The 21993-nt window shown below is 32.5% G+C and carries 18 protein-coding genes; 13 read left to right on the top strand and 5 right to left on the bottom strand.

The window, feature by feature from the left end; genetic code table 11:
* The first annotated feature begins 27 nt into the window (after positions 1 to 27).
* Genes mhqE through mhqD form a run of 3 tightly spaced genes read left to right on the top strand, consistent with a single transcriptional unit; the run spans position 28 to position 2571 of the window.
* A complete protein-coding gene (gene mhqE, locus KA830_RS01110) occupies positions 28 to 990 on the top strand; it encodes a ring-cleaving dioxygenase MhqE (protein WP_210134056.1) in 963 nt (320 codons plus the stop codon).
* Positions 991 to 1042: 52 nt separating this feature from the next.
* A complete protein-coding gene (locus KA830_RS01115) occupies positions 1043 to 1948 on the top strand; it encodes a VOC family protein (RefSeq protein ID WP_107365219.1) in 906 nt (301 codons plus the stop codon).
* Positions 1949 to 1974: 26 nt separating this feature from the next.
* Positions 1975 to 2571: a methylhydroquinone degradation carboxylesterase MhqD gene (gene mhqD / locus KA830_RS01120; protein WP_019470061.1), complete on the top strand. Its 597-nt coding sequence runs from the start codon at positions 1975 to 1977 to the stop codon at positions 2569 to 2571.
* Between the two features lie 122 nt (positions 2572 to 2693).
* On the opposite strand, the gene KA830_RS01125 is transcribed toward mhqD, so the two are convergent.
* Both KA830_RS01125 and KA830_RS01130 read right to left on the bottom strand, forming a co-directional pair.
* Complete coding sequence (locus KA830_RS01125) at positions 2694 to 3755, bottom strand: YkvI family membrane protein (protein WP_204180008.1); 1062 nt, start codon at positions 3753 to 3755, stop codon at positions 2694 to 2696.
* Between the two features lie 415 nt (positions 3756 to 4170).
* Positions 4171 to 6123 (bottom strand): fructose-bisphosphatase class III, encoded by a 1953-nt coding sequence (locus KA830_RS01130; RefSeq protein ID WP_040029774.1) that lies wholly within the window; start codon positions 6121 to 6123, stop codon positions 4171 to 4173.
* A 468-nt stretch (positions 6124 to 6591) separates the two neighbouring features.
* On the opposite strand from KA830_RS01130, the gene putP reads away from it, so the two are divergent.
* Complete coding sequence (putP, locus tag KA830_RS01135; RefSeq protein WP_046206784.1) at positions 6592 to 8133, top strand: sodium/proline symporter PutP; 1542 nt, start codon at positions 6592 to 6594, stop codon at positions 8131 to 8133.
* Between the two features lie 261 nt (positions 8134 to 8394).
* Here putP and uptA read toward each other — a convergent pair whose 3' ends face one another.
* Positions 8395 to 9006, bottom strand: a complete 612-nt coding sequence (uptA, locus tag KA830_RS01140; protein ID WP_046206785.1) for an undecaprenyl phosphate transporter UptA — start codon at positions 9004 to 9006, stop codon at positions 8395 to 8397.
* A gap of 378 nt (positions 9007 to 9384) precedes the next feature.
* On the opposite strand from uptA, the gene KA830_RS01145 reads away from it, so the two are divergent.
* From KA830_RS01145 to KA830_RS01160, 4 genes are all read left to right on the top strand, one after another.
* The gene (locus tag KA830_RS01145; protein ID WP_046206974.1) at positions 9385 to 10662 is read left to right on the top strand and encodes a pyruvate MFS transporter; all 1278 of its coding nucleotides are present in this window, start codon (positions 9385 to 9387) and stop codon (positions 10660 to 10662) included.
* Between the two features lie 49 nt (positions 10663 to 10711).
* On the top strand, positions 10712 to 10996 hold the full coding sequence (locus KA830_RS01150; protein WP_046206786.1) for a putative quinol monooxygenase: 285 nt from the start codon (positions 10712 to 10714) through the stop codon (positions 10994 to 10996).
* A gap of 451 nt (positions 10997 to 11447) precedes the next feature.
* Positions 11448 to 12146 (top strand): acetolactate decarboxylase, encoded by a 699-nt coding sequence (gene budA, locus KA830_RS01155; protein WP_070037393.1) that lies wholly within the window; start codon positions 11448 to 11450, stop codon positions 12144 to 12146.
* Positions 12147 to 12578: 432 nt separating this feature from the next.
* The gene (locus KA830_RS01160; RefSeq protein ID WP_019470067.1) at positions 12579 to 14495 is read left to right on the top strand and encodes an FUSC family protein; all 1917 of its coding nucleotides are present in this window, start codon (positions 12579 to 12581) and stop codon (positions 14493 to 14495) included.
* A gap of 143 nt (positions 14496 to 14638) precedes the next feature.
* On the opposite strand, the gene KA830_RS01165 is transcribed toward KA830_RS01160, so the two are convergent.
* Positions 14639 to 15850: a 5,10-methylene-tetrahydrofolate dehydrogenase gene (locus tag KA830_RS01165; protein ID WP_210128214.1), complete on the bottom strand. Its 1212-nt coding sequence runs from the start codon at positions 15848 to 15850 to the stop codon at positions 14639 to 14641.
* Entirely contained in the window at positions 15831 to 17006 is a 1176-nt protein-coding gene (locus KA830_RS01170; protein ID WP_210123076.1) for a hypothetical protein, read from the bottom strand. The genes KA830_RS01165 and KA830_RS01170 overlap by 20 nt, the downstream gene beginning before the upstream one ends.
* A gap of 178 nt (positions 17007 to 17184) precedes the next feature.
* Here KA830_RS01170 and KA830_RS01175 point away from each other — a divergent pair, with 178 nt between their 5' ends.
* From KA830_RS01175 to gntK, 5 genes are all read left to right on the top strand, one after another.
* On the top strand, positions 17185 to 17598 hold the full coding sequence (locus KA830_RS01175) for a DUF2188 domain-containing protein (RefSeq protein WP_019470070.1): 414 nt from the start codon (positions 17185 to 17187) through the stop codon (positions 17596 to 17598).
* A gap of 297 nt (positions 17599 to 17895) precedes the next feature.
* Complete coding sequence (locus KA830_RS01180; RefSeq protein ID WP_064209284.1) at positions 17896 to 18591, top strand: GTP pyrophosphokinase; 696 nt, start codon at positions 17896 to 17898, stop codon at positions 18589 to 18591.
* Between the two features lie 93 nt (positions 18592 to 18684).
* On the top strand, positions 18685 to 19410 hold the full coding sequence (locus KA830_RS01185) for a helix-turn-helix domain-containing protein (protein WP_046206791.1): 726 nt from the start codon (positions 18685 to 18687) through the stop codon (positions 19408 to 19410).
* A gap of 156 nt (positions 19411 to 19566) precedes the next feature.
* Positions 19567 to 20250 carry a GntR family transcriptional regulator gene (locus tag KA830_RS01190; RefSeq protein ID WP_019470073.1) on the top strand — a complete coding sequence of 228 codons (684 nt, stop codon included), beginning with the start codon at positions 19567 to 19569 and terminating at the stop codon, positions 20248 to 20250.
* Between the two features lie 34 nt (positions 20251 to 20284).
* Complete coding sequence (gntK, locus tag KA830_RS01195) at positions 20285 to 21835, top strand: gluconokinase (RefSeq protein ID WP_210123074.1); 1551 nt, start codon at positions 20285 to 20287, stop codon at positions 21833 to 21835.
* Positions 21836 to 21993: the final 158 nt, after the last annotated feature.

Below are 21993 nucleotides of genomic sequence, written 5' to 3' on the forward strand. Positions count from 1 at the left end.
AAATATAATGGAAAAAGGAGTTTTATTATGACAAACACTCAATTATTAGGAATACACCATGTAACAGCAATCACAGATGATGCTGAACGAAACTATAAATTTTTTACTGAAGTATTAGGAATGAGACTTGTGAAAAAGACTGTAAACCAAGATGATATATATACTTATCATACATTCTTTGCAGATGATGTTGGTTCTCCAGGTACAGATATGACATTTTTTGATTTTCCTAATGTTCCTCAAGGGCATTCTGGCACAAATTCAATTACACGTCCGTCATTTCGTGTGCCTGATAATGCAGCGTTAGCATATTATGAACAAAGATTTAATGAATATAATATTAAACATGAAGGCATTCAAACATTATTTGGTAAAAAGGTATTGCCTTTTGAAGAAGCAGATGGACAAAGTTATCAATTAATCTCAGATGAAAACAATAAAGGTGTGGCAGCTGGTCAACCATGGAAAGAAGGCCCAGTACCAACAGATAAAGCGATTTATGGTCTAGGTCCGATTGAAATAACTGTTAGTTATTTTGAAGACTTTAAAAAGATTTTAGAAGATATATTTGGTATGACAACAATTATAGAAGAAGAAAACGTTGCAGTATTAGAAGTAGGTGAAGGTGGTAATGGTGGCCAAGTCTTTTTAAGAAAAGATGCAACTGGACCAGAAGCAAGACAAGGTTATGGTGAAGTGCATCATGTTTCATTCAGATTAAAAGATCATGAGGCAATATCTAAATGGTTAGAAAAATATGAACAGTATGGTATTGGTAACTCAGGCTTAGTAGATAGATTTTATTTTGAAGCATTATATGCACGTATTGGTCATATTTTGATTGAAGTTTCTACAGATGGACCTGGATTTATGGGAGATGAACCATATGAAACATTGGGCGAAAGCCTTGCATTACCACCATTTTTAGAAGAAAAACGTGATTATATAGAATCAGAAGTGCGTCCATTTGATACAAGACGTTCACATTAAATTGTGAGATTGCTTAAATCTTAATATTAAAAAGTGAGAGGGTAGTTATTTTATGGAAGATATTAGTCATATTCATCATATTTCGGCGATTGTAGGTAATCCAGAAGAGAATATTCAATTTTATAGAGATATACTCAATTTAAAATTAATTAAGAAAACAGTGAATTTTGATGATCCTTCCACGTACCATCTATATTTTGCGAATGGCAATGTGGATAATGGAACAATATTGACATTTTTTAATTGGCCCAACAATTATAAAGGACGTATCGGTTCTGGTCAGGTTCAACGTATAGCATTTCGAGTGCCTAAAGGATCATTAGAAGATTGGGAAAAACATTTGCAATCACATGGGATAGAAACTGCGAGAACACAATTATTTAATAAAGCTACGGTCGAATTTTCAGATACACATGCGTTACCATTAGCACTTGTGGAAGCTGATGAAGCGCATACGTACGATAGTGGAGAAAATATTATAGGTTTTCATGGTGTTAGCATGCTATCAATTGAGCCATATCAAACAGTACGAACATTAAATGAGGATATGGGGTTAGAGCTAATAGATGAAAATAAGAGTCATATTCACCTTGAAACTAAAGGAGAATGGCGACACCATGTGATAGTTCAAAAAGAAGTTGCCGATGTGCGTGTACGATGGGGTGTTGGTGTCGTGCATCATATTGCCTGGTCAGTACCTAATGATGAGGAACACAAAGCTTGGCAAATGAAAATGAAAGACAAGGGCTATCATGTAACGGAAGTGAAAGATCGCAATTATTTTAATGCTATTTACATGAAAGAACGTGGTGGCATTATTTTTGAGTTTGCTACTGAAGGACCAGGATTTACGATAGATGAACGATTTGAAGACTTGGGTACACATCTTATGTTACCGCCACAATATGAGGAACAAAGAGAAGCATTATTGAAATTATTACCACCTATTCGAATATAAGTATATTAAAAAGGAGATGATAAATAATGGAACACATTTTTAAACAAGGTGATTTAAACGGTCCAACTTTTATTTTATTACACGGCACAGGTGGAGATGAACATGATCTTTTACCTTTAGCACAAGCATTAAATGCAAGTTATAATGTACTAAGTGTAAGAGGAGAAGTTTCGGAAAATGGTATGAATCGTTTCTTCAAGAGATATGGTGAAGGACAATATGATGTTGAAGATTTGAAATATAGAACAAACAATTTAATACGATTTTTAAAAGAAGCGGCTAAAACGTATCATTTTGATTTGACCCAAGCTATACCAGTAGGATTCTCTAATGGTTCTAATATTGCGATAAGCATGATGTTACACCCAGATATTTCATTTAACAAAGCACTACTTTACGCACCTTTATATCCTTTAGAGTCAGTAAATGACAAAGATTTATCCAATTCCAAGGTATTATTATCAATGGGTGAAAATGACCCTATCGTTTCTGTTCAGGATAGTCAACATGTGATTGATATCTTTAATCAAGCTGGCGCAACAGTTAAACAAATATGGGTGAATAGTCACGAGTTGACACGTGAAGGCATTATTGCGGGCCAATCATTATTAGAAGATGAATAAATAACAATTTAATTAGAATAATGATATGTAAGTGCTGCGATAGCAAAATAAAAAACCTCTAGACCAACTCAATATTATGATTGAATGATGATAATATTGAAACTCTCGTCTAGAGGTTTTTGTTATGATGAATGTGATTTATTAAAGATACCTTTCATTAATATAGGAATTAGCAAAATAAAACCAAAGAGTCCCATCAATGGAAATACTTTTCCAATTAACTCAATAAAACCGACAAACGTAGTAGCAAATGTAATAATTGCAATAATTATAATTAAAATATAATAATTTTGTTTATATGGTTCTGTGAAACGAGAGGCAAATGCATACATTAATCCCACAACTGTATTATAAATCACTAATACCATGATAATGGCCATAAAATGACCAATCACAGGTGAAATTTGTTTTGCCAATAATAGTGACGGTAACGCTACATTTGTTATTTTTGTAAATTCTGTGACCATACCAAGATTTAACATTAATAATAAAAACGTTATGACCATGCCACCTAAAATACCACCTAAATATGTTGCCTTTTCAGATTTTATACGTCCCCCCATTACAGAAAGAAAACTAAACGCAGCTGCAATTTGCAAACTGCCATAATTAATTGCATCAAACCACCACCATTTATCTGTACGTGTGCCACTATTGGCATATTGCGACGCTGAATCAAAGTCAAAACTTCCAGTAGTGAAATAATAAATAGCAATTATTGATACAATAATAATTAAAAATGGTGTAACCATACCTAAAACAGTGATTAAACGATCAAATTTTAAGCATAAAGTAGCCAAGATAATAATGACTAAAATCAAAGCGCTAATGACATAAGGTATACCAAAATTTTCATGAATCGTTGAAACGCCACCAGCTGTCATTATCATAGCTAATGCAAGTAAAAACAGTGTTAAAATCATATCAAAAATTGTCGCAATTGTTCGAGGTAGGTAAAACTTTATGGGCTCAGTATGGCTGTGTGAACGCAACCGGTAGCCTGTATTTAATACAAATACACCAGCTATGGTAATGATAAATCCGGTGATAATAACGCCTAAAACACTAAATTTACCATTGCTAGTAAAAAATTGGAAAATTTCTTGGCCCGTCGCAAAGCCGGCACCCACAACAACACCTACAAACGCAAAAGCAACGATGATACTTTCTTTTAAACTAGACATATAATTGGAATCCTTTCTTGCCATACATATGGTAATCATACTTATTTAATAAACATCACAATGATTTATTTTATCTTAAACGAAACGAGAAATAAATCATAAAGTTCATATCATATATACATTTGTATTTTTTGAGAGAACGGAACAGCTCTAAGGTTGAGTAAACAAATTGAAAATATTCATAAAGGCAGAACCTAAAAAAACTAGGCTGCATACCCATGGAATTTAGGGATTAACAGCCTAGAAAATGGTACTTTGATTAAGTTTACAATTTAAGAGAACGGCGTTTATAAATATTGTCGTTTTCTATATTTTTATGAAACAACGTAGCATTCGCCGCGTTGTTTTTTTGAACTTTTAGTCACTGAATACGGCATCATTTCATTATCATTTTATAAAGAAGTCATGGATAAAATTAGTTGACAAATCGGTCATGCATCAATACTTTTAACACATCAATTTTTTCTTGTATATCTTTACCAGTATTAGTATCACGTATTTTTTTACGTTTTAACTCTTTGTCTACCACGCGTCTTATAGAAAGCTCGTCAGCCCCATTGAGCAAGACATGTTTTTTAGAATTAAAGTGTTGGTGTGCTACAAGCTGCATTCCAAAAGAATTATAGAGTAAAGTATAGCCAGCAATACCAGTTGTAGATTGGTAGGCTTTTGAAAATCCACCGTCGATGACAATCATTTTACCATTTGCTTTGATTGGGTTTTCGCCGTCAATTTCTTTAACTGGTGTATGGCCATTGATTATATGTCCTTCTTCTGGATCTAAACCGAAATCTTTTAACATTTTTTTGCACATATTTACGTCTTCACGTAAATAATAATAAGGGTTTTTAGTTTCTTTATGTGCTGATTTATCATTAATAAAATAACGTTCAAATGTTGTCATTGCTCTTTTTCCAAATAAGGACGAATACTTACCTGTCCATAGATACCAAACGAGATCAGTTGCTAAATCATCATGTATGTCTTTATGGTCAAATGCCTCTCTTACAAAGTATTCGAAATGGTCAAGCAAATCTCTACCATAGCATTTTTCACCATCAATAACCATAGATTCCATTTCTCCATTTTCATCCACAGGTATACAACCATGAATTAGCAGATTGCCATTATAAGGAAGGTAAAGTTTCCCTTTTTGCATTAAAAATGTCATGTGACGTTTTAATTTTTCAGATTGTTGCACTGATAATAATAATTTTTCTATTACTTCGTGTTCATCTTCAGTTAATGCGTTAGGGTTGCTTGGATCAATTGTTTGGAAACAAGTATGTTCTAAAGCATAAGTTTTACCATAAAGTGTGGCTGTATGATTTTCATAGTCGATGCTTTCCAACACTAATCGTTCTTCCATTTCAAAGTTAGGTCTACGCTTAATGATAGGTGCTTCTAGTTTAAATTGGATGATTGCGATTGCTTGGTGAATTTTAGTGATTTGTTCTATTTCGGATTGAGACAGTCCTTCAGCATTTTTAGGTTTGAAAGCAGGATTGTCACCTGAATAGTATTTTTCAGCAAGTGTTAATAATGGACGTAAATTAATACCATAAGCATCTTCAATAATGTCTAAGTTATCATAACGCGCACAAATTCTGAGTAAATTTGCTAAGCACACTTTAGAACCAGCATAGGCACCAATCCACAAGACATCATGATTTCCCCATTGTACATCAACAGAAGGATAGTCAATTAAGGTGTCCATGATTTTATCAGGTTCTGGACCACGATCATAAATATCACCTACAACGTGTAAATGGTTCACCACGAGATGTTGAATTGTAAAGGACAGACCGATAATCAGATCATCTGATTGTTCGAGTTCAATAATTTGATTCATTAGTGTCTGATAATATGAATGTTTATTATTATATTTATTACTTTTATATAACAGCTCTTCTATTATAAAAATATAATTTTTAGGTAAAGTTTTGCGTAATTTTGTTCGTGTATATTTAGAAGAAGCATAAGTGACTAATTTGATAAGACGATTAATCGTTGTGATATACCATTCATCTAAGCGCTCTTTTGAGGTGAAACTATTTTTAATTAATTTTAATTTTTCTTCTGGATAATATACAAGTGCCGAAAATTCATTTATTTCTTGGCGTGTCAAAGTATCTTGAAATATATCACTGATTTTAGAACGAACATTTCCTGAACCGTTTCTTAATACATGTTGAAATGCATGGAATTCTCCATGTAGGTCACTGACGAAATGTTCCGTACCTTTTGGAAGTTCTAAAATAGACTCAAGATTTATAATTTCAGTTGCTAATTCCTCTCTGTTATTAAATTGTTGAGATAATAAATCTAAATATTTTTCTTTTACACTTTTTTCTGTTGCATCATGCATTATTTATGTCACTCCAATTAGGTAGTTTTGTTACTCATTCTATTTAATAAAACGTTTCCATTGTATGTGTAATATTGTAGCATTATTTTTGGGGTGAGTGTCTAGTATTGATTACATTATTTATACTATCTTTTAATTAATGGGAATGGCTTCATTTTTTTGTCAAAAAAGCGGTAAAATTGTTAAAAATAACGATGTTACTCAAATAAGCAAATTCTCATATAAATGTAAATATTGTAGGAAACATACATTTTTTTGAATTAGAAAAATAAGTATTTAACCCTATAATTGTAAATATACACATATTATTTAAAACGATAAAAATAGCTTTATAACAATTGTTTTGAGCGTATTGAAGGTGATTTGGAATGTATTTGCAAAAAATATTTTTTAAATAGCGGTTTAAAAATTTTTAAACTTTTGTATAATAAGTGCATGTAACAAAATTATACAAAGGGAGTTTATTTTATGTTTACTTTGGGAGCATCGTTATCGAGTCAAGTAAATCCAAACTGGCAGACATATATTATGCTTGGTGCGTATTTTGTTGTGCTATTAGTCATTGGATATTACGGCTATAAGCAAGCGACAGGTAATATCAGTGAGTATATGTTAGGTGGTAGAAACATAGGACCTTATGTTACAGCATTATCTGCTGGAGCATCAGATATGAGTGGTTGGATGATTATGGGATTGCCCGGTGAAGTTTATACGACAGGGTTATCAGCTGCATGGTTGGCAATCGGTCTGACTATTGGTGCATACATAAATTATCTCGTTGTAGCCCCACGATTACGTGTGTATACAGAAAAAGCTGGAGATGCAATAACATTACCTGATTTCTTTAGAAATCGTTTAGATGATCAATCAAATGTGATTAAAATTATATCAGGTGGTATTATTGTCGTGTTCTTTACACTGTATACTCATTCTGGAATGGTTGCAGGTGGTAAATTATTTGATAGTGCTTTTGGTTTAAACTACCATTTTGGATTATTATTAGTTGCTATTATTGTAATTGCGTATACTTTCTTCGGCGGATATTTAGCCGTGTCGTTAACGGACTTTTTCCAAGGGGTAATCATGTTAATTGCTATGGTCATGGTACCAATAGTAGCGATGATGCAATTAAGTGGATTGGATACTTTATCGCAAGCGGCAGATTTGAAACCGACAAACCTTGATTTATTTAAAGGTACAACGGTTATTGGTATCATATCATTCTTTGCTTGGGGCTTAGGTTATTTTGGACAACCACATATTATTGTGCGTTTTATGTCTATTAAATCAGTGAAACAATTACCGACAGCAAGACGTTTTGGTATAGGTTGGATGGCAATTAGCTTACTGGGGGCAGTTGGTGTAGGTCTTGTAGGTATTACATTTGTCAATCGTGGTGGTGTAACACTTGAGGATCCAGAAACACTGTTTATATTAATGGGTCAAATATTGTTCCATCCACTTGTGGGCGGTTTCTTACTTGCAGCTATTTTAGCAGCGATTATGAGTACGATTTCGTCACAACTATTGGTGACATCAAGTTCATTAACTGAAGATTTTTATAAATTGTTCCGTGGTGAGGAAGCAGCAAAAAAACATGAAAAGGAATTTGTTTTTGTGGGACGTATGTCAGTTGTTTTAGTTGCAATTGTTTCAATTATCATTGCATGGTCACCTAATGATACAATTTTAAATCTTGTAGGTAACGCTTGGGCAGGTTTTGGTGCTGCATTTGGACCACTTGTATTAATGAGTTTATATTGGAAAGGTTTAAGTCGTACTGGTGCAGTCAGCGGAATGATTTCAGGTGCAATTGTTGTAATTGTTTGGATTGCTTTTGTTAAACCATTAGGTGAAATTAATGATTTCTTTAATTTGTATGAGATTGTTCCAGGATTTTTAACAAGTTTAATTGTTACCATTTTAGTTAGTAAAATGACGAAGAAACCTCAAATTGATGTAGAAGGCGATTTAGAAGAAGTTCGTCAAATAGTAAAAGGTAATAAGTAATCATTATCATAGTAGTTTGATAAAGGGGTAGTATTTTGATTATATAAATATTAAAAGCGCACATAAGTAATAGAAAATTTTCTGCTCAAAATTTTAGGGAGAAATTAAAAATCGTGAAAGACTAACTTCAAAGGGGGAAGTTAGTCTTTTTTTATAAAAAAATCAGACAAAAACCCTACGGATTTTGTCTGATTGCTAAGATAGATATCAGTTATACGAGCAAATGACGTAACAAGTTTTAAACTAAAGCAAAGCGTGCACTTATTGATGTGTGCGATTCTTTTTGTAGATACGAATAAAGAGATATACGACAGCTATAGCGATGATGACATACATAATATATGAATAAGTGTGTAAGCCATTCATTAACGTATCAAAACTGTTGCTCAACATGCTACCTAAGAAGATGAGTGCAATGTTCCAAATTGTAGTACCTATTAACGAAAGAATAGTAAATAATACAATATTCATTCTATTAATGCCTGCTGGTATGGTGATTAATACGCGTAAAACAGGAATAAAGCGACAAAGAAAGACTGCAATAGCACCGTATTTTTTAAACCATTCATTAGCGCGAGCAATATCTTTTCCTTTGAGTTTGATCCATTTTCCATATTTATCAACAAAACGATATAAACGTGCTTCAGAGACGATACTACTGATGTAATAAAGTATGATTAAACCGATTAACGATGAAATGGTAGATATGATAAAAAGTAAAGGTATGGATAAATCAGATTTAACTGTCATCAGTCCTGCAAATGTCAAAATAATTTCAGATGGAATAAAAGGTAATATATTTTCTAATAGGATTAATATTGCAATAGCAGTATAACCCCATGAATTTATAAAGTTTGTCAGTATTTGTTCCATGGCGATAAGTGTCGCTCCTTTTCTTAATCAAACATGATGGTATTTTTTAATTACTTCTGTATTATAATCTAAATTAATGTGTAATGCATATTTAAGGTGATATAAAGATAATTAATAAATTTGTTGCCTTGAAATTTCAATGCACTGAGGGATTTAAGAAAAACTTATTTCAACTAATATTATAGTGAAGATTTAGGTTTTTAAAGAACTGGTGTTAATACCTGTCACATAAACTGTGTACGCTGTTCATAAGAATGAATAAGGTATTATCATAAAATGAAAAAAGTAGTTGTAAGCGATTTCATATTGTGGTAATATCTAGGCACACAATAGGTCATATGATGACTAGTGAAATAGGGAGAGAGTGTGGGTAAAAAAATGGAACAAAAAAGAACAAATATAAGATGGTATTTTGCTATTGCGTTTTTCATTATAGGTGTAATTGCTTATATGGATAGATCAAATATTTCCATTATTGCAGGACCTATGATGGAAGATTTACATTTGACGAAAACACAGTTTGGTTTATTAGCATCATTTTTCTCGTTAGGGTATGCGTTGATGCAAGTACCTTCAGGTTTTTTGGCAGAAAAATTTGGCTCTAAAAAAATGTTAACAATTGCGCTCGTATGGTGGAGTGCTTTCACGATTTTAACTGGTGTTGTTAAAAATCATGGTTTATTATATGCTGTACGTTTTTTATTTGGTATAGGTGAGGCACCTATGTATCCTTCGAATGCAGTGTTTAACTCATTTTGGTTTGCTAAAGGTGAAAAAGGACGTGCTTCGAGTGCATTGTTAGCGGGTTCATATTTTGGACCAGTGATTGCACCTGTAGTTACGATTGCTATCGTTAATATGTTTGGATGGCAAGCTGTATTTTATATTTTTGGTGCTATTGGTATTGTCATTGCATTATTATGGATTATTATTTCAAAAGATTTACCGGAACAACATAAAATGGTAAATGAAGCAGAAAAAAAATATATTATGGAAAACCGTGATATCATAAAAACTGAAAAAAGTAACGCGCCGTGGAATATCTTCTTAAGAAGATTTAGCTTTTATGCATTGGCTGCACAATATTTTGTTGTACAATTTGTTGTGTCACTATTCTTAATATGGTTACCTACATATCTAACGGAACAATATAATGTCAAATTAACCGACCCTGATATGGCTTGGGCAGCAGGTGCACCATGGATTGCTATGTTCTTATTAATATTATGTGGCGGTGCAATCTCTGATAAGCTATTACAAAATGGAAAATCAAGATTTGTTGCGAGAGCGTCCATTGCAATCATCGGTTTTGTGGTATTTTGTATCTCATTATTCATGTCAATTCAAACAAACAATTTAGTAGCAAATGTGCTGTGGTTGTCATTATGTTTAGGCGGAATAGGAATTGCTACAGGAATGAGTTGGGCGGCAGCTACAGATTTAGGACGTAATTTTTCTGGTTCAGTATCTGGCTGGATGAATTTATGGGGCAATATCGGTGCATTGCTGAGTCCTTTATTAGCAGGTATGATGGTTGATATTGTTGGTTGGACAGTGACATTAGAATTAGTTATTATCCCAGTCGTGTTTGCAATAATTATGTGGTTTTTTGTTAAACCGGATCAACCGTTAATCATTGAAAAAGAAGAACTTTAATACTCTTTTAAACAAACTTTGCAAGAGCGATTATCTCAGGAGGTTATATATGATTTTAGTAACTGCAGTAATGAAGATTAAATCAGAACATAGAGAAAATTATTTAGCAGAGGTTGAACGCTTAGTCATTGCAGCAAATCAAGAAGCAGGTGCATTATATTATGCGCACTTTGAAAATACAAATGAACCTCAAACTTTTGCTTTTATAGAAAAATATAAAGATCAAGCTGCATTAGAAGCACATAATCAATCTGAACATTTTCAAACATTTTTTAAAGAAATAGAAACTTATTTACTTGAAGCGCCTAAAATAGAAGTTGCTACAATTAAATAATTAATAACATAAGCGTATAGAAGATAAACATCTATGATTATCGCATAAGCGCCCGTTTCAAATTCAATTGAATAGAAACGGGCGCTTTCATTTTTTTGAAATATTGAAGCGTATTAACTGAACATTTTCCTATGATGGATGCCATCTTGGTAAAACGAAGTTGACGTTTATTTATAGCTTGAATCGATATTTATAGCTTGAATCGATATTTATAGCTTGAATCGATATTTATAGCTTGAATCGATATTTATAAATGAAATCAAAGTGTGTTTTATCATAGTTTTAAAGTAAAGCATATAAGGTTGATATCGAGAAATATTCATGTTTCATTAATGTTTTGTGAGCACAAAGTTATTGGAAAACACAATTATATTGTATAATAATATGTTGTGAATTATTGTGAATAGTGAAATTCTTTAAAAAAGATACTGATATAAGGAGAGAAAATATCATGCTATATCAACATGGCACGCTCGGTACATTGATGGCTGGATTATTAGATGGCACTATGGAAATGAATGAAATTTTAAAACATGGTGATTTAGGTATCGGTACGTTAACAGGATCAGACGGTGAAGTTATTATATTAGACGGCATCGCTTATCATGCTGATGCACATGGTAATTTCAAACAGCTAGAGGGTAGTGAAATGACACCTTTTTCTACGGTCACACCATTTCAACCGGATGTTAGTTTTGAAGTGAGACATATTACTGATTCTGAATATGTATTAAATCAAACTAAAAGCTACGCTGCCAGTGAAAACTTATTTTTTGCGGTTAAAATATCTGGGAAATTTGAAAATGTACATGTTAGAATGATGCCAAAACAAGAAAAACCGTATACTAAACTAATTGAATCGGCTAAACAACAACCAGAGTTTCATTATGATCAAATTGAAGGTACGATCGTTGGTTTTTATGCACCAACACTTTTTCATGGCATAGCTGCCGGAGGTTTCCATTTACATTTTGTAGATAGAGATAAAACAATAGGTGGACATGTATTGGATTTTGAAATGAATCATGGCGATGTAGAAATAAGTAATATTGAAACACTTGAACAACATTTCCCAGTAAATAACGCGACATTTTTAGAATCTGATATTGATTATTCAACAGTGCACGAAGACATCAAACAATCAGAATAAAATTACTCGTTAAAGTAGAATATAGTAATGATTAAACATATTCATTATAACGATTTGTAGGAAATGCCCTAGCAGAAACCAATAAAAGTGTTAAAATAGTTTAGTAATCGTTAATTAAAATGTATCTGATTTCTCAACCAAAATTTGTGAAATGAACTATTTTACAATGTACTTCCCCAGTTGTAGATTTATGTATTTGATAAAGTGAGCTGAAGGATAAATTAAATATCTTTAATATTGTATAAAAGCAAAGTATTTATATTTAAAGCTATGTATAACAAGTTTTTCACAAAACAAAATGACCTTAACGGGGACGGGACTATGAGATCGAAATATAAATTTTAGATTTCTAACCCGTCTTTTTTATGTTTTCCATCAAATCAGATGAAATATCATTGTTAAAATAAAATAAAAAGGAGAGGTGAATCGCCATTGATTAAATATTTAAAGTCACTCACAAAATTTAATGCTATGAAAATCGATGTTGCTAAAGGTATTAGACAAGCGATACTAATGTTTTTACCATTAATGATTGGTTATTTAGTCGATTATTTTTCAATCGGTCTATTAATTTCAACAGGTACGTTAGCACACATTTATGTGTTTGGCGGTACGGCAAAGTCTAAACTTCGTACAGTATTTTTTACTTCAATAGTATTTGCATTATCAATGATGTTAGGCACGTTGACCGTCAATCAACCCATCATATTTGGTATTTTATTATTGATTGTAGCAGTAATACCGTATTATGTATTTAGTTCATTAAACATTCCTGGACCATCATCAACTTTTTTTATTGTGGCATTCAGTTTGCCAATTAATTTACCAGTTGCTCCAGATGAAGCATTAATAAGAGGTGTTTCAGTATTTATCGGAGGTTTATTAGCAACATTTGTAGTAATCGTGGTGATTTTACTGTCAAAAGAATCAGCTGAAGTTAAATCAATTAAAAATGATTATAATATTATAAAACAATTAGTTTATAATTTTGATGATCCAAAAGCATTTTCAAAAGCATCCCGATTTGCAGTGACTGCTTTTAGAAATACTGATAACCAACTCATCACTGCAAGTTCTGCCAAATCTCAAAAGTCACCACAATTCCAACGTTTAATATTGCTACATAATATTGCACAAGGTATACATTCAGAATTACTGGAATTAAATGAAAAAAATGTACGGCCTTTACCTCAAGATATTAAATTGATGGTAGACTACGTAATCAATTTAGTATATACGCAAGGTAAGACAAATAAAACATGGACACGCCAAGTTGATATTGATGAAGCTTATCAAAAACTTGTAGATAATATATTCAAAGTTGATGCCATAATGAATGCAAATGATGCACAACTGGAACACGAAGTGGATATACGTGTACCTATTTATGGTCATCGATTAGTTACGAATTTGACAATAGATTCATTTGTCTTTAGAAATACTATACGCTATATCGTTATTATGGCAATTGCGATTTTTATCGCATTGATGTTTGATTTTGACAAAGCATATTGGATTCCACTTAGTACGCATACAGTATTATTAGGTTCAACTACATTACACAGTTTTGAACGTGCTGGATCAAGAGGTATCGGTACGATTATAGGTGTACTTGTACTGTCATTAATACTATTGTCTACACCACCTGTACCTATCGCTATATTACTCCTTGCGGTTGCAGCAGGCATAACAGAAATATTCGTTGGAGCAAATTATTCATTTGCAGTTATATTTATCACAATCCAAGTTATATTATTAAATGGTTTAGCATCGAACCATCTCTCGATTTTAATAGCACTTCCACGAATTATTGATGTGATTGTTGGTATTATTATTGCTGTTGTTTCTTTACTGATCATAGGTAGAAAGACTGCTTCTTCAATGTTACCAGGCACGCTTGCTACAGTAGCTCGTAATGAAGCAGTGTTATTCCATTATTTATTTTCAAGCAACAAATACTCATCGAGAGAGCGAGATAAAAAAGAAATGTTGCATTTAAGTGTTCAACTAAACAATATGAAACAAATATATAATAGTGCGAATGGTGAAGTATTTAGTAATAAAAGGGTTATACAATACTATTATCCTAGTATATATGCACTAGAAGAAATCAGTTTTATGCTGACGAGGGCATTAAGTAATGAAAAACGTTACCATATTAATGATGAAACCATGGGAGAGTATTTGTTAGTATTTGAAAACATTGCTAAACATTTTGAAATCGGTTCTAATATCAATGTTCAAGAAATGGCAACTTTACCACAATACATGCACATTAGAACTTCTTTAATGAGTATTCAACATAATTGTCAAAATGCAAGACAAGCAAATAAATCACCTCATGAATAATGCAAAACAAGCCAATGTTACGGTAGTTAATATCCGATGACATTGGCTTGTTTTATATTTAAAATTTAATGAAGTGTTTTGTGAAGTCTTTACAAATATGGAAAAATAACAATGCTCTAATAAGCATTGCTACTTTCCGATATCTAGTTGGAATCTTGTTGTTTTCTAGCTTTTTCTTCTTCTTCTTGTCTTTTTTCCTTTATATCTTCTTGTGCTTTTCTTTGTTGTTGTTCTTGTTGTTGTTGTTCTTTATGCAATTGCTTGTATCGCTGTTTTTGTCTATATCCGTAAGTACTTTCAAGTATGAGTGCTTCATTATTTAGACCAACACCTATTGCACCAGCTACAGTCGAAATTGATGCAGCAAACCAAGCTAAGTTTATGTAAGTTGTTAAACCTGCAGATGTTTTTAATTGTAATGCTTGACCTAAATAATCTGAGGGGAGCACAATTAAACTTGCAATCAAAAAGAGTGAGAACAAAATAAAGTAATAAATAATAACTGAAACAGTTAAAGTCATCGTTGTAGTTAAGTTGTATAAGGTAGTGATTTGCTTATTCGTGCTCTCTTTTTTTGATTCCCATAAATTATGTGCAATGATCATCCAAATCATCATACCGAAAATTGCTACAAGCATCATTAATAACAAGCGCCACTCAGAATATACAAAGCTTAAATTCCACATTGTCGTAAAAATGATTCCAAAGGCACCTGTAGTGAAGGCGATTGCCACAACATTACTTAAGCTTTTTAACATGTTAAATGGGTTGTTTGCAAATGTCATACCACTAACAAGACGAAAAATACCTTTAGACTTGGACGATACGTAATATTGCGTATGTTGTGAGGTAGTATTTTCAAAGTAAACAGTTCGTGATTGTAAATTTGATAAAGGAAACTGCGCATTCATCAATGACATAGCGTCATGATTATTGTTAATTTTTTCAGAATGCTTAAATTCATTTATTGCCTTTAGAATAGCCAATATAGAGTTTTGAATTCTTTTTTTGATTGGACGCCATCCATAAGCAGGGATAGAAATTAAACTAGCACCATTTTGTCTATTGATATCAATGGCAACTACTTTTTGTTGTTCAATCATCGGTAGGTCAGTGAGTCCAATTGTAAAATGCCATTGATTATGCTCTTGATAATCAGCAATTTTACTGAAAATTTGTTGGACGCTTTCTGCTGAACCAGTCAAAGGATCAATAATTGTATCGATTTCCCATTTAACTGAATGCTCATATTGCTCACTAAGGATGTGGGGCAAATCAATTTCAAGATTACGCGCTACTTTTTCAGTGACGCCCGGTGCAGCAATAATACCTATTTTAGCCGTTGTTGTGTTCATTTAATCCCTCCTCATGATGTGATTGTTTTTCGCCCTTGTAGTAATCAGCTTTTGCATATGCGCTAGAGCTATCTTCATCTTCTTGTTCCAGTGATTTAGATCTATAGTATTGTCTAAAAGAATACGTCACACGTTTAATTTTTTCAGCATTTTCAACAGTGGATCCCATAGCGCCAGCGAGTATACCTAATGACGTAATAAACCAAATTAAGTTAATATAATTTAAAATAGTTGGATGCTCACTGTTTAATGATGTCCAATTTGAAAACAACTCGGGAGGTACAAATAATACTGTACTTAGAGATAACAAGATATATAGTACTATAAAATTTAAAAAGGTGATGGTCAATAAGGTTGTGAAGGTCGTGATGTTATAAATAAAGCGATAAAGTTTTTGTGTATTAGCGCTAGGTCTTTCCCATAATTTATAAGAATAAATTAGCCAACCAACCATGCCTAATACAGATAGTAACATCAGTAAAATATACCGCCAATAACTATAATCAAGACTGATATCCCAAGGTGTAGAAAATATTGCTATATAAGTTCCTGTGGCAAATGAAACAGATATGATTTTTTTAAAATCAAAAATGGCAGACCAAGGTTCATTGGCAAAAGTCATGCCACAAATCAAATGAAGCCAACCTAAAAATGTAGATTTGGCAATGATACGGGATCTATAATTTTCATTATTATCCTTAGGTATGACTTCTTTAAATTGAGTCAATTTAAAATGCTTAAAGTTTAAAGTGTTTTTGTTTCTACCAGAAGAATGTAAATATTCAATAATAAATATTAAGCACTGTCTTAATTTCTCTTTTAACTTAAAGTTTCCCAACGCTGGTAATGATAAAAGTGCTGTTTTAGTATCGAAATCAATATCACATAATGCACTTTTATTTTTAGAAAAATTAGGTAAATCCGTAATACAAATTGTATAATCCCAATTTTTTTGTTGTTTCATATTGGATGCAATATCCAAAACTTTATCCATATGTTCCGCAGTCCCAATCATAGATGCAACGTGTATTTCAAATTGCCATTCCACGCCATTATCTACATGTTTTGTGAAATCTTTTGGGAGCTCTGAATAAATTTTGTTGATTAATTTATGAGGCATGTCAGGAGAAGGGATTAAGCCAATGGATAGATTCATGTTAGTTAAACCTCCTTTTATTTAACACTGATTCTTACTCATCATTCCCTTTCAATTAATGAACAAATCATAGTTGTCTTAAATATTTATATCACTTTTAATGCATTTATTTAGTTTGTTAAAGGAAAAAAGAGGTAAAAGAGAATTAATATAAGTTTGAATATGGAGGTTTTATCACATGCCTTGGACGATGGAAGATTATCCACAAAGTTGGAAAAATATGGAAAACTTGGAAAGAAAAAAAGCAATAGACATTGGAAATGCAATGCTTAAAGATGGATATCAAGAGGACAATGCGATTCCAATCGCTACGAAACAAGCTGAAGATTGGTACAAAAATGCGACTGAAGATGAATTGAAAGCGTTGAAAAATAAAAAAATCACTGTGCATGAACGTGATCAATCTGTAAATCCACAATTAAATCATAAAGATGTTCATGTCTATTATGAGAATAGTGAGTGGAAAATAAAGTCTGATGGTGCGAAACAAGCTACGGATAGCTTCGATAAAAAGGCAGATGCTATGAAGCGAGCACGTAACATTGCAGATAATAGAAGGACTCAGATTATTGAACATAAAATGAACGAATAGTGTGAAAAAACGTGAAGGCGAAGCTGAAAATGTATTTGATTTAGTAGAATAGAGACTTTTGTATGTATAAGTGAAAAAAACAAAACATGTCAATTGAAGTAGTTGGCTTTAGAACAAACAATAGGCAGCTATGGATTTTTATGAGCTCAAACAGCCGAAACTGAAAAATGCCCTTTCACATATCAAGTAATCTCTGACTCGAACCATTCATTGATAAATATTCACTGTATTGTTTCAAGTAGTCTTTAAATTTAGCTATAATGTTTGGAAAGAGATGAATTATTGGAGGTACGATTTATGTACATTGAACGTAAACCAACGTTGAATATGGATGATTTGAAAGAAGAATTTAAAGAGAGTTTATCATATATAAATAATTATGAAGAAGCATTTGAAATGGTCATTGATTTTGTTGCTTTAGAGCAATTATATTCATCCGCACTAAAAGAAATTAGCACTAAACTTGATATTTTAGACGATCATTTTCAACAATTGTATAAACATAATCCGATCCATCACATGGAACGTCGTGTTAAGGAAATGAGAAGTCTGATTAAAAAATTAGATCGAAAAGGATATCAAATCAACACAGCGTCAGCGAAAGCATATATTTATGATATTGCAGGTATAAGAGTTGTTTGTAATTATATAGATGATATTTATGTTATTGAAGAATTATTGTTAAAACAGGCGGATGTTCAGTTATTAAAACGAAAAGATTATATTATGAATCCAAAAGATAACGGTTATAGAAGTTTGCATATTGTAGTGTCAATACCGGTGTTTTTAGCGAATTCTGTAGAAAAAGTACCAGTAGAAATTCAAATTAGAACAATAGGTATGGATATGTGGGCGAGTTTAGAACATAAAATACGTTACAAAAATAATAAAAATACAGAGGATTATAGAGAAATTTTAAAACAATGTGCCAATGAAATTACAACTGTTGAAAGTAAAATGCAAAATATTCATTCCGAAATTTTTGAGAATTAGAGTCTTAAACAAATATTATGCACTAAAAACGAATGTTACACTTGCTCGTTACGTTAGGTCACCATGTATGATTAACGTCAAGGAGGTTATTTTATGACACTATATCAAACAGGAGAACTAGCAAAGCAATGCAATGTAACAGTAAGAACGATTCAGTATTATGATAAAAAAGGACTCTTACAATCGATGCCATCATCAAGTAATGGTAGACGATTATTTGACGAACAAAGCAAAGTAAATTTAGAAATTATCTTAATATTGAAATCGATAGGTTTTTCATTGAAAGACATAAAAATATTACTAACAGACGACAAAAAGTTACAAGCAGTAAAAGTTATGTTACATCAAAAGAAAACTGAAATTAATGAAGAAATTGAAAAATTGAAACTTACTGCTTATCAAATGAAACAACTGGAAAGCAGTATCAGTGAAGATGCGCAAGCACCTATTGAAAAATTGATTAACACACATAAATATGTCATTCAAAATCAGCGTGGCATGACGTTATACATGCCACTGCTATATAAGCTGAGTCCCGCGATCATAATACAATATACATCTATCATCGCTAGCGTATTATTAAAAAAATGGATGCCTTTTTTATCAACATTACCTATTCTAGTAATTTATGCTGGCATTATGACAAAAGCGATATATCAACGTGTGAGTTATTTATGTCCGAATTGTCAACAAATATTTAAACCTAAATTGTCGACGTGGATGTTTGCTGCACATACACCTAAAACTAGAAAATTACAATGCCCGCATTGTTACCAAACACATCATTGTGTAACAACGTTAAAAACAGGAAGTCATTAAAATGAAAAAATCGGTATGTCGAGTGAAAACTTGATATGCCGATTTTTTATGGAATTTGGAGATGCTCCGTATAATTGCAAGCGCTTGCAATTATACGGAATGTATATTACTATACTTGTATACAAGTATATCGATTGAGTGGAGAGGTGAAGTCGCTTGGAATATATTTATCCAGAACAATGGCTTGAAGGTGTTTCTAAAGGTGAAATGATTGCTTCGGAAATACGTTTAAGAATTGTTGATGGCATGATTACACCAGACACATTGTTAACTGAAAACCAAATTGCCAATGAATTTAATGTGAGTCGTTCTCCAGTAAGAGATGCATTTAAATTATTAAAGCAAGATCAGTTAATTCATTTAGAACGAATGGGTGCCTACGTTTTACCTTTTAATGATAATGAAAAAAAAGAACTGTATGATTTAAGAATTATGCTAGAATCATTTGCTTTTAATAAGATAAAAAAAGATAATCATGAGCAAATTGTTAAAGAAATGCGGAAACAACTAGAAATGATGAGAGTTGCTGTGAAATTTGAAGACGCAGAGGCATTTACAGAACACGATATGAAATTTCATGAAGTGACGATATTAGCTTCTAAACATCAGTATCTAAAAACATTTTGGAACAATTTGAAGCCAGTGATGGAAGCGCTTATCTTGTTATCCATGCGCAAACGTATGACTGAAAATCCGGTTGATTTTGAACGAATTCATCATAATCATGAAGTGTTTATCGATGCGGTTGCAAAGCAAAGTGCAACAAAACTAAGAGAAGCATTTCATTTGAATTTTGATGATGTTGGCGAAGATATAGATAGTTTTTGGATGAAAGAGTAATTGTGAAACAAGAGGTACAATAGGAGGAAAAACTATGAAATACATGATAGGTGTTGATATAGGTACGACAAGTACAAAAGCAGTGCTTTATGATGAAAAAGGGCAGTTTATTATGAAACATAATATTGGCTATCCTTTGCATACACCAAATGTGGAGGTGTCAGAAGAAAATCCTGATGAGTTATTTGATGCAGTATTGATGACGATTAAATATGTTATGAGGGAAGCCAATGTTCATAAAAATGATTTGAAATTAATTTCATTTAGTGCTCAAATGCATAGTTTGATTGCAATGAATGCAAGTCATCAACGATTAACTGAGAATTTGACTTGGGCAGATAATCGTGCGACAAAATATGCAGAAATGATTAAAGACAAATATGACGGTGACGCGATATACAGTAGAACAGGTACGCCTATCCATCCAATGTCACCTCTATCTAAAATATTTTGGATGAAACACGAACAACAAGAAATATATAATCAAACAGCGATGTTTGCAGACATTAAGACATATATTTTTTATCAGTTATTTGAAACCTATGTGATTGATCAATCGATGGCTTCATCTACTGGCATGTTTAACTTAGAGAATTTAGATTGGGATCAAGAAGCATTAGCGTTGTTAGGCATTCGTAAATCTCAATTGCCTGAAATAGTACCGACAACACATATATTAAAAGGAATGAAACGTCGTTACGCAACATTAATGGGTATTGACGAAAATACGCCAATTGTTGTAGGTGCTAGTGATGGCGTATTGTCAAATTTAGGCGTAAATGCGTTTAAAAAAGGTGAAGTTGCTGTAACCATTGGAACTTCTGGCGCCATAAGAACAGTAATAGATAAACCACGAACAGATTATAAAGGTAGAATTTTCTGTTATGTTTTGACGGAAGATCATTATGTCATTGGAGGACCAGTGAATAATGGAGGCGTGGTATTACGATGGCTACGTGACGAATTATTGGCGAGTGAAGTGGAAACAGCAAAACGTTTAGGCGTTGACCCATATGATGTACTGACTAAAATTGCTAATCGTGTTAAACCGGGCGCAGATGGGTTGATATTCCATCCATATTTAGCAGGTGAACGTGCACCATTGTGGAATGCAGATGCACGAGGTTCATTCTTTGGCTTAACGCTAGCTCACAAGAAAGAACATATGATTCGAGCAGCGTTAGAAGGCGTTCTTTATAACCTTTATACAGTTTATTTAGCATTAGTCGAAGTAATGAATGAAACACCGTCCACGATAAAAGCAACGGGAGGGTTTGCTAAAAGTGAAGTGTGGCGTCAAATGATGGCAGATATCTTTGATACGAATTTAATCGTCCCAGAGAGTTATGAAAGCTCATGTTTAGGCGCTTGTGTACTTGGCATGAAGGCACTTGGTGAAATTGAAGATTTTTCTATTATTGAAGAAATGGTGGGTACAACAAATCATCATCGTCCAAATCAAGATAATGTGAATGTTTATCAAAAACTTATTTCAATTTTCATCAATTTAAGTCGCTCATTAGAAGAACGCTATGCTGAAATCGCTACGTTTCAGCGTGAACATGTGGTTGAAGATAAATCGTAGATACGATTTATTGGTACAAACTGAGTGAATGATAAGCTATAAATAAAAATATGTAAATTCCATTTAAGGCTATCATTTCATTCAGTTTAAAAAATTTAAAATTTTAAACATTTAAGTAAGCGTTATCATTGAGAGGGCAAGCCCTTTTGATATTATGA

It is taken from the genome of Staphylococcus sp. GDY8P119P (genome assembly GCF_017892075.1).
In the GTDB taxonomy this organism is placed as follows: Bacteria; Bacillota; Bacilli; order Staphylococcales; family Staphylococcaceae; genus Staphylococcus; species Staphylococcus ureilyticus.

Excerpts from the sequence above, each read along its gene's own strand:
- KA830_RS01115 (WP_107365219.1), top strand. The coding sequence starts at position 1,043 with ATGGAAGATATTAGTCATATTCATCATATTTCGGCGATTGTAGGTAAT.
- KA830_RS01165 (WP_210128214.1), bottom strand. The coding sequence starts at position 15,850 with ATGAACACAACAACGGCTAAAATAGGTATTATTGCTGCACCGGGCGTC.
- KA830_RS01185 (WP_046206791.1), top strand. The coding sequence starts at position 18,685 with ATGACACTATATCAAACAGGAGAACTAGCAAAGCAATGCAATGTAACA.
- KA830_RS01130 (WP_040029774.1), bottom strand. The coding sequence starts at position 6,123 with ATGCATGATGCAACAGAAAAAAGTGTAAAAGAAAAATATTTAGATTTA.
- KA830_RS01175 (WP_019470070.1), top strand. The coding sequence starts at position 17,185 with ATGCCTTGGACGATGGAAGATTATCCACAAAGTTGGAAAAATATGGAA.
- KA830_RS01145 (WP_046206974.1), top strand. The coding sequence starts at position 9,385 with ATGGAACAAAAAAGAACAAATATAAGATGGTATTTTGCTATTGCGTTT.
- budA (WP_070037393.1), top strand. The coding sequence starts at position 11,448 with ATGCTATATCAACATGGCACGCTCGGTACATTGATGGCTGGATTATTA.
- putP (WP_046206784.1), top strand. The coding sequence starts at position 6,592 with ATGTTTACTTTGGGAGCATCGTTATCGAGTCAAGTAAATCCAAACTGG.
- uptA (WP_046206785.1), bottom strand. The coding sequence starts at position 9,006 with ATGGAACAAATACTGACAAACTTTATAAATTCATGGGGTTATACTGCT.
- mhqD (WP_019470061.1), top strand. The coding sequence starts at position 1,975 with ATGGAACACATTTTTAAACAAGGTGATTTAAACGGTCCAACTTTTATT.
- KA830_RS01125 (WP_204180008.1), bottom strand. The coding sequence starts at position 3,755 with ATGTCTAGTTTAAAAGAAAGTATCATCGTTGCTTTTGCGTTTGTAGGT.
- KA830_RS01150 (WP_046206786.1), top strand. The coding sequence starts at position 10,712 with ATGATTTTAGTAACTGCAGTAATGAAGATTAAATCAGAACATAGAGAA.
- KA830_RS01170 (WP_210123076.1), bottom strand. The coding sequence starts at position 17,006 with ATGAATCTATCCATTGGCTTAATCCCTTCTCCTGACATGCCTCATAAA.
- mhqE (WP_210134056.1), top strand. The coding sequence starts at position 28 with ATGACAAACACTCAATTATTAGGAATACACCATGTAACAGCAATCACA.
- gntK (WP_210123074.1), top strand. The coding sequence starts at position 20,285 with ATGAAATACATGATAGGTGTTGATATAGGTACGACAAGTACAAAAGCA.
- KA830_RS01180 (WP_064209284.1), top strand. The coding sequence starts at position 17,896 with ATGTACATTGAACGTAAACCAACGTTGAATATGGATGATTTGAAAGAA.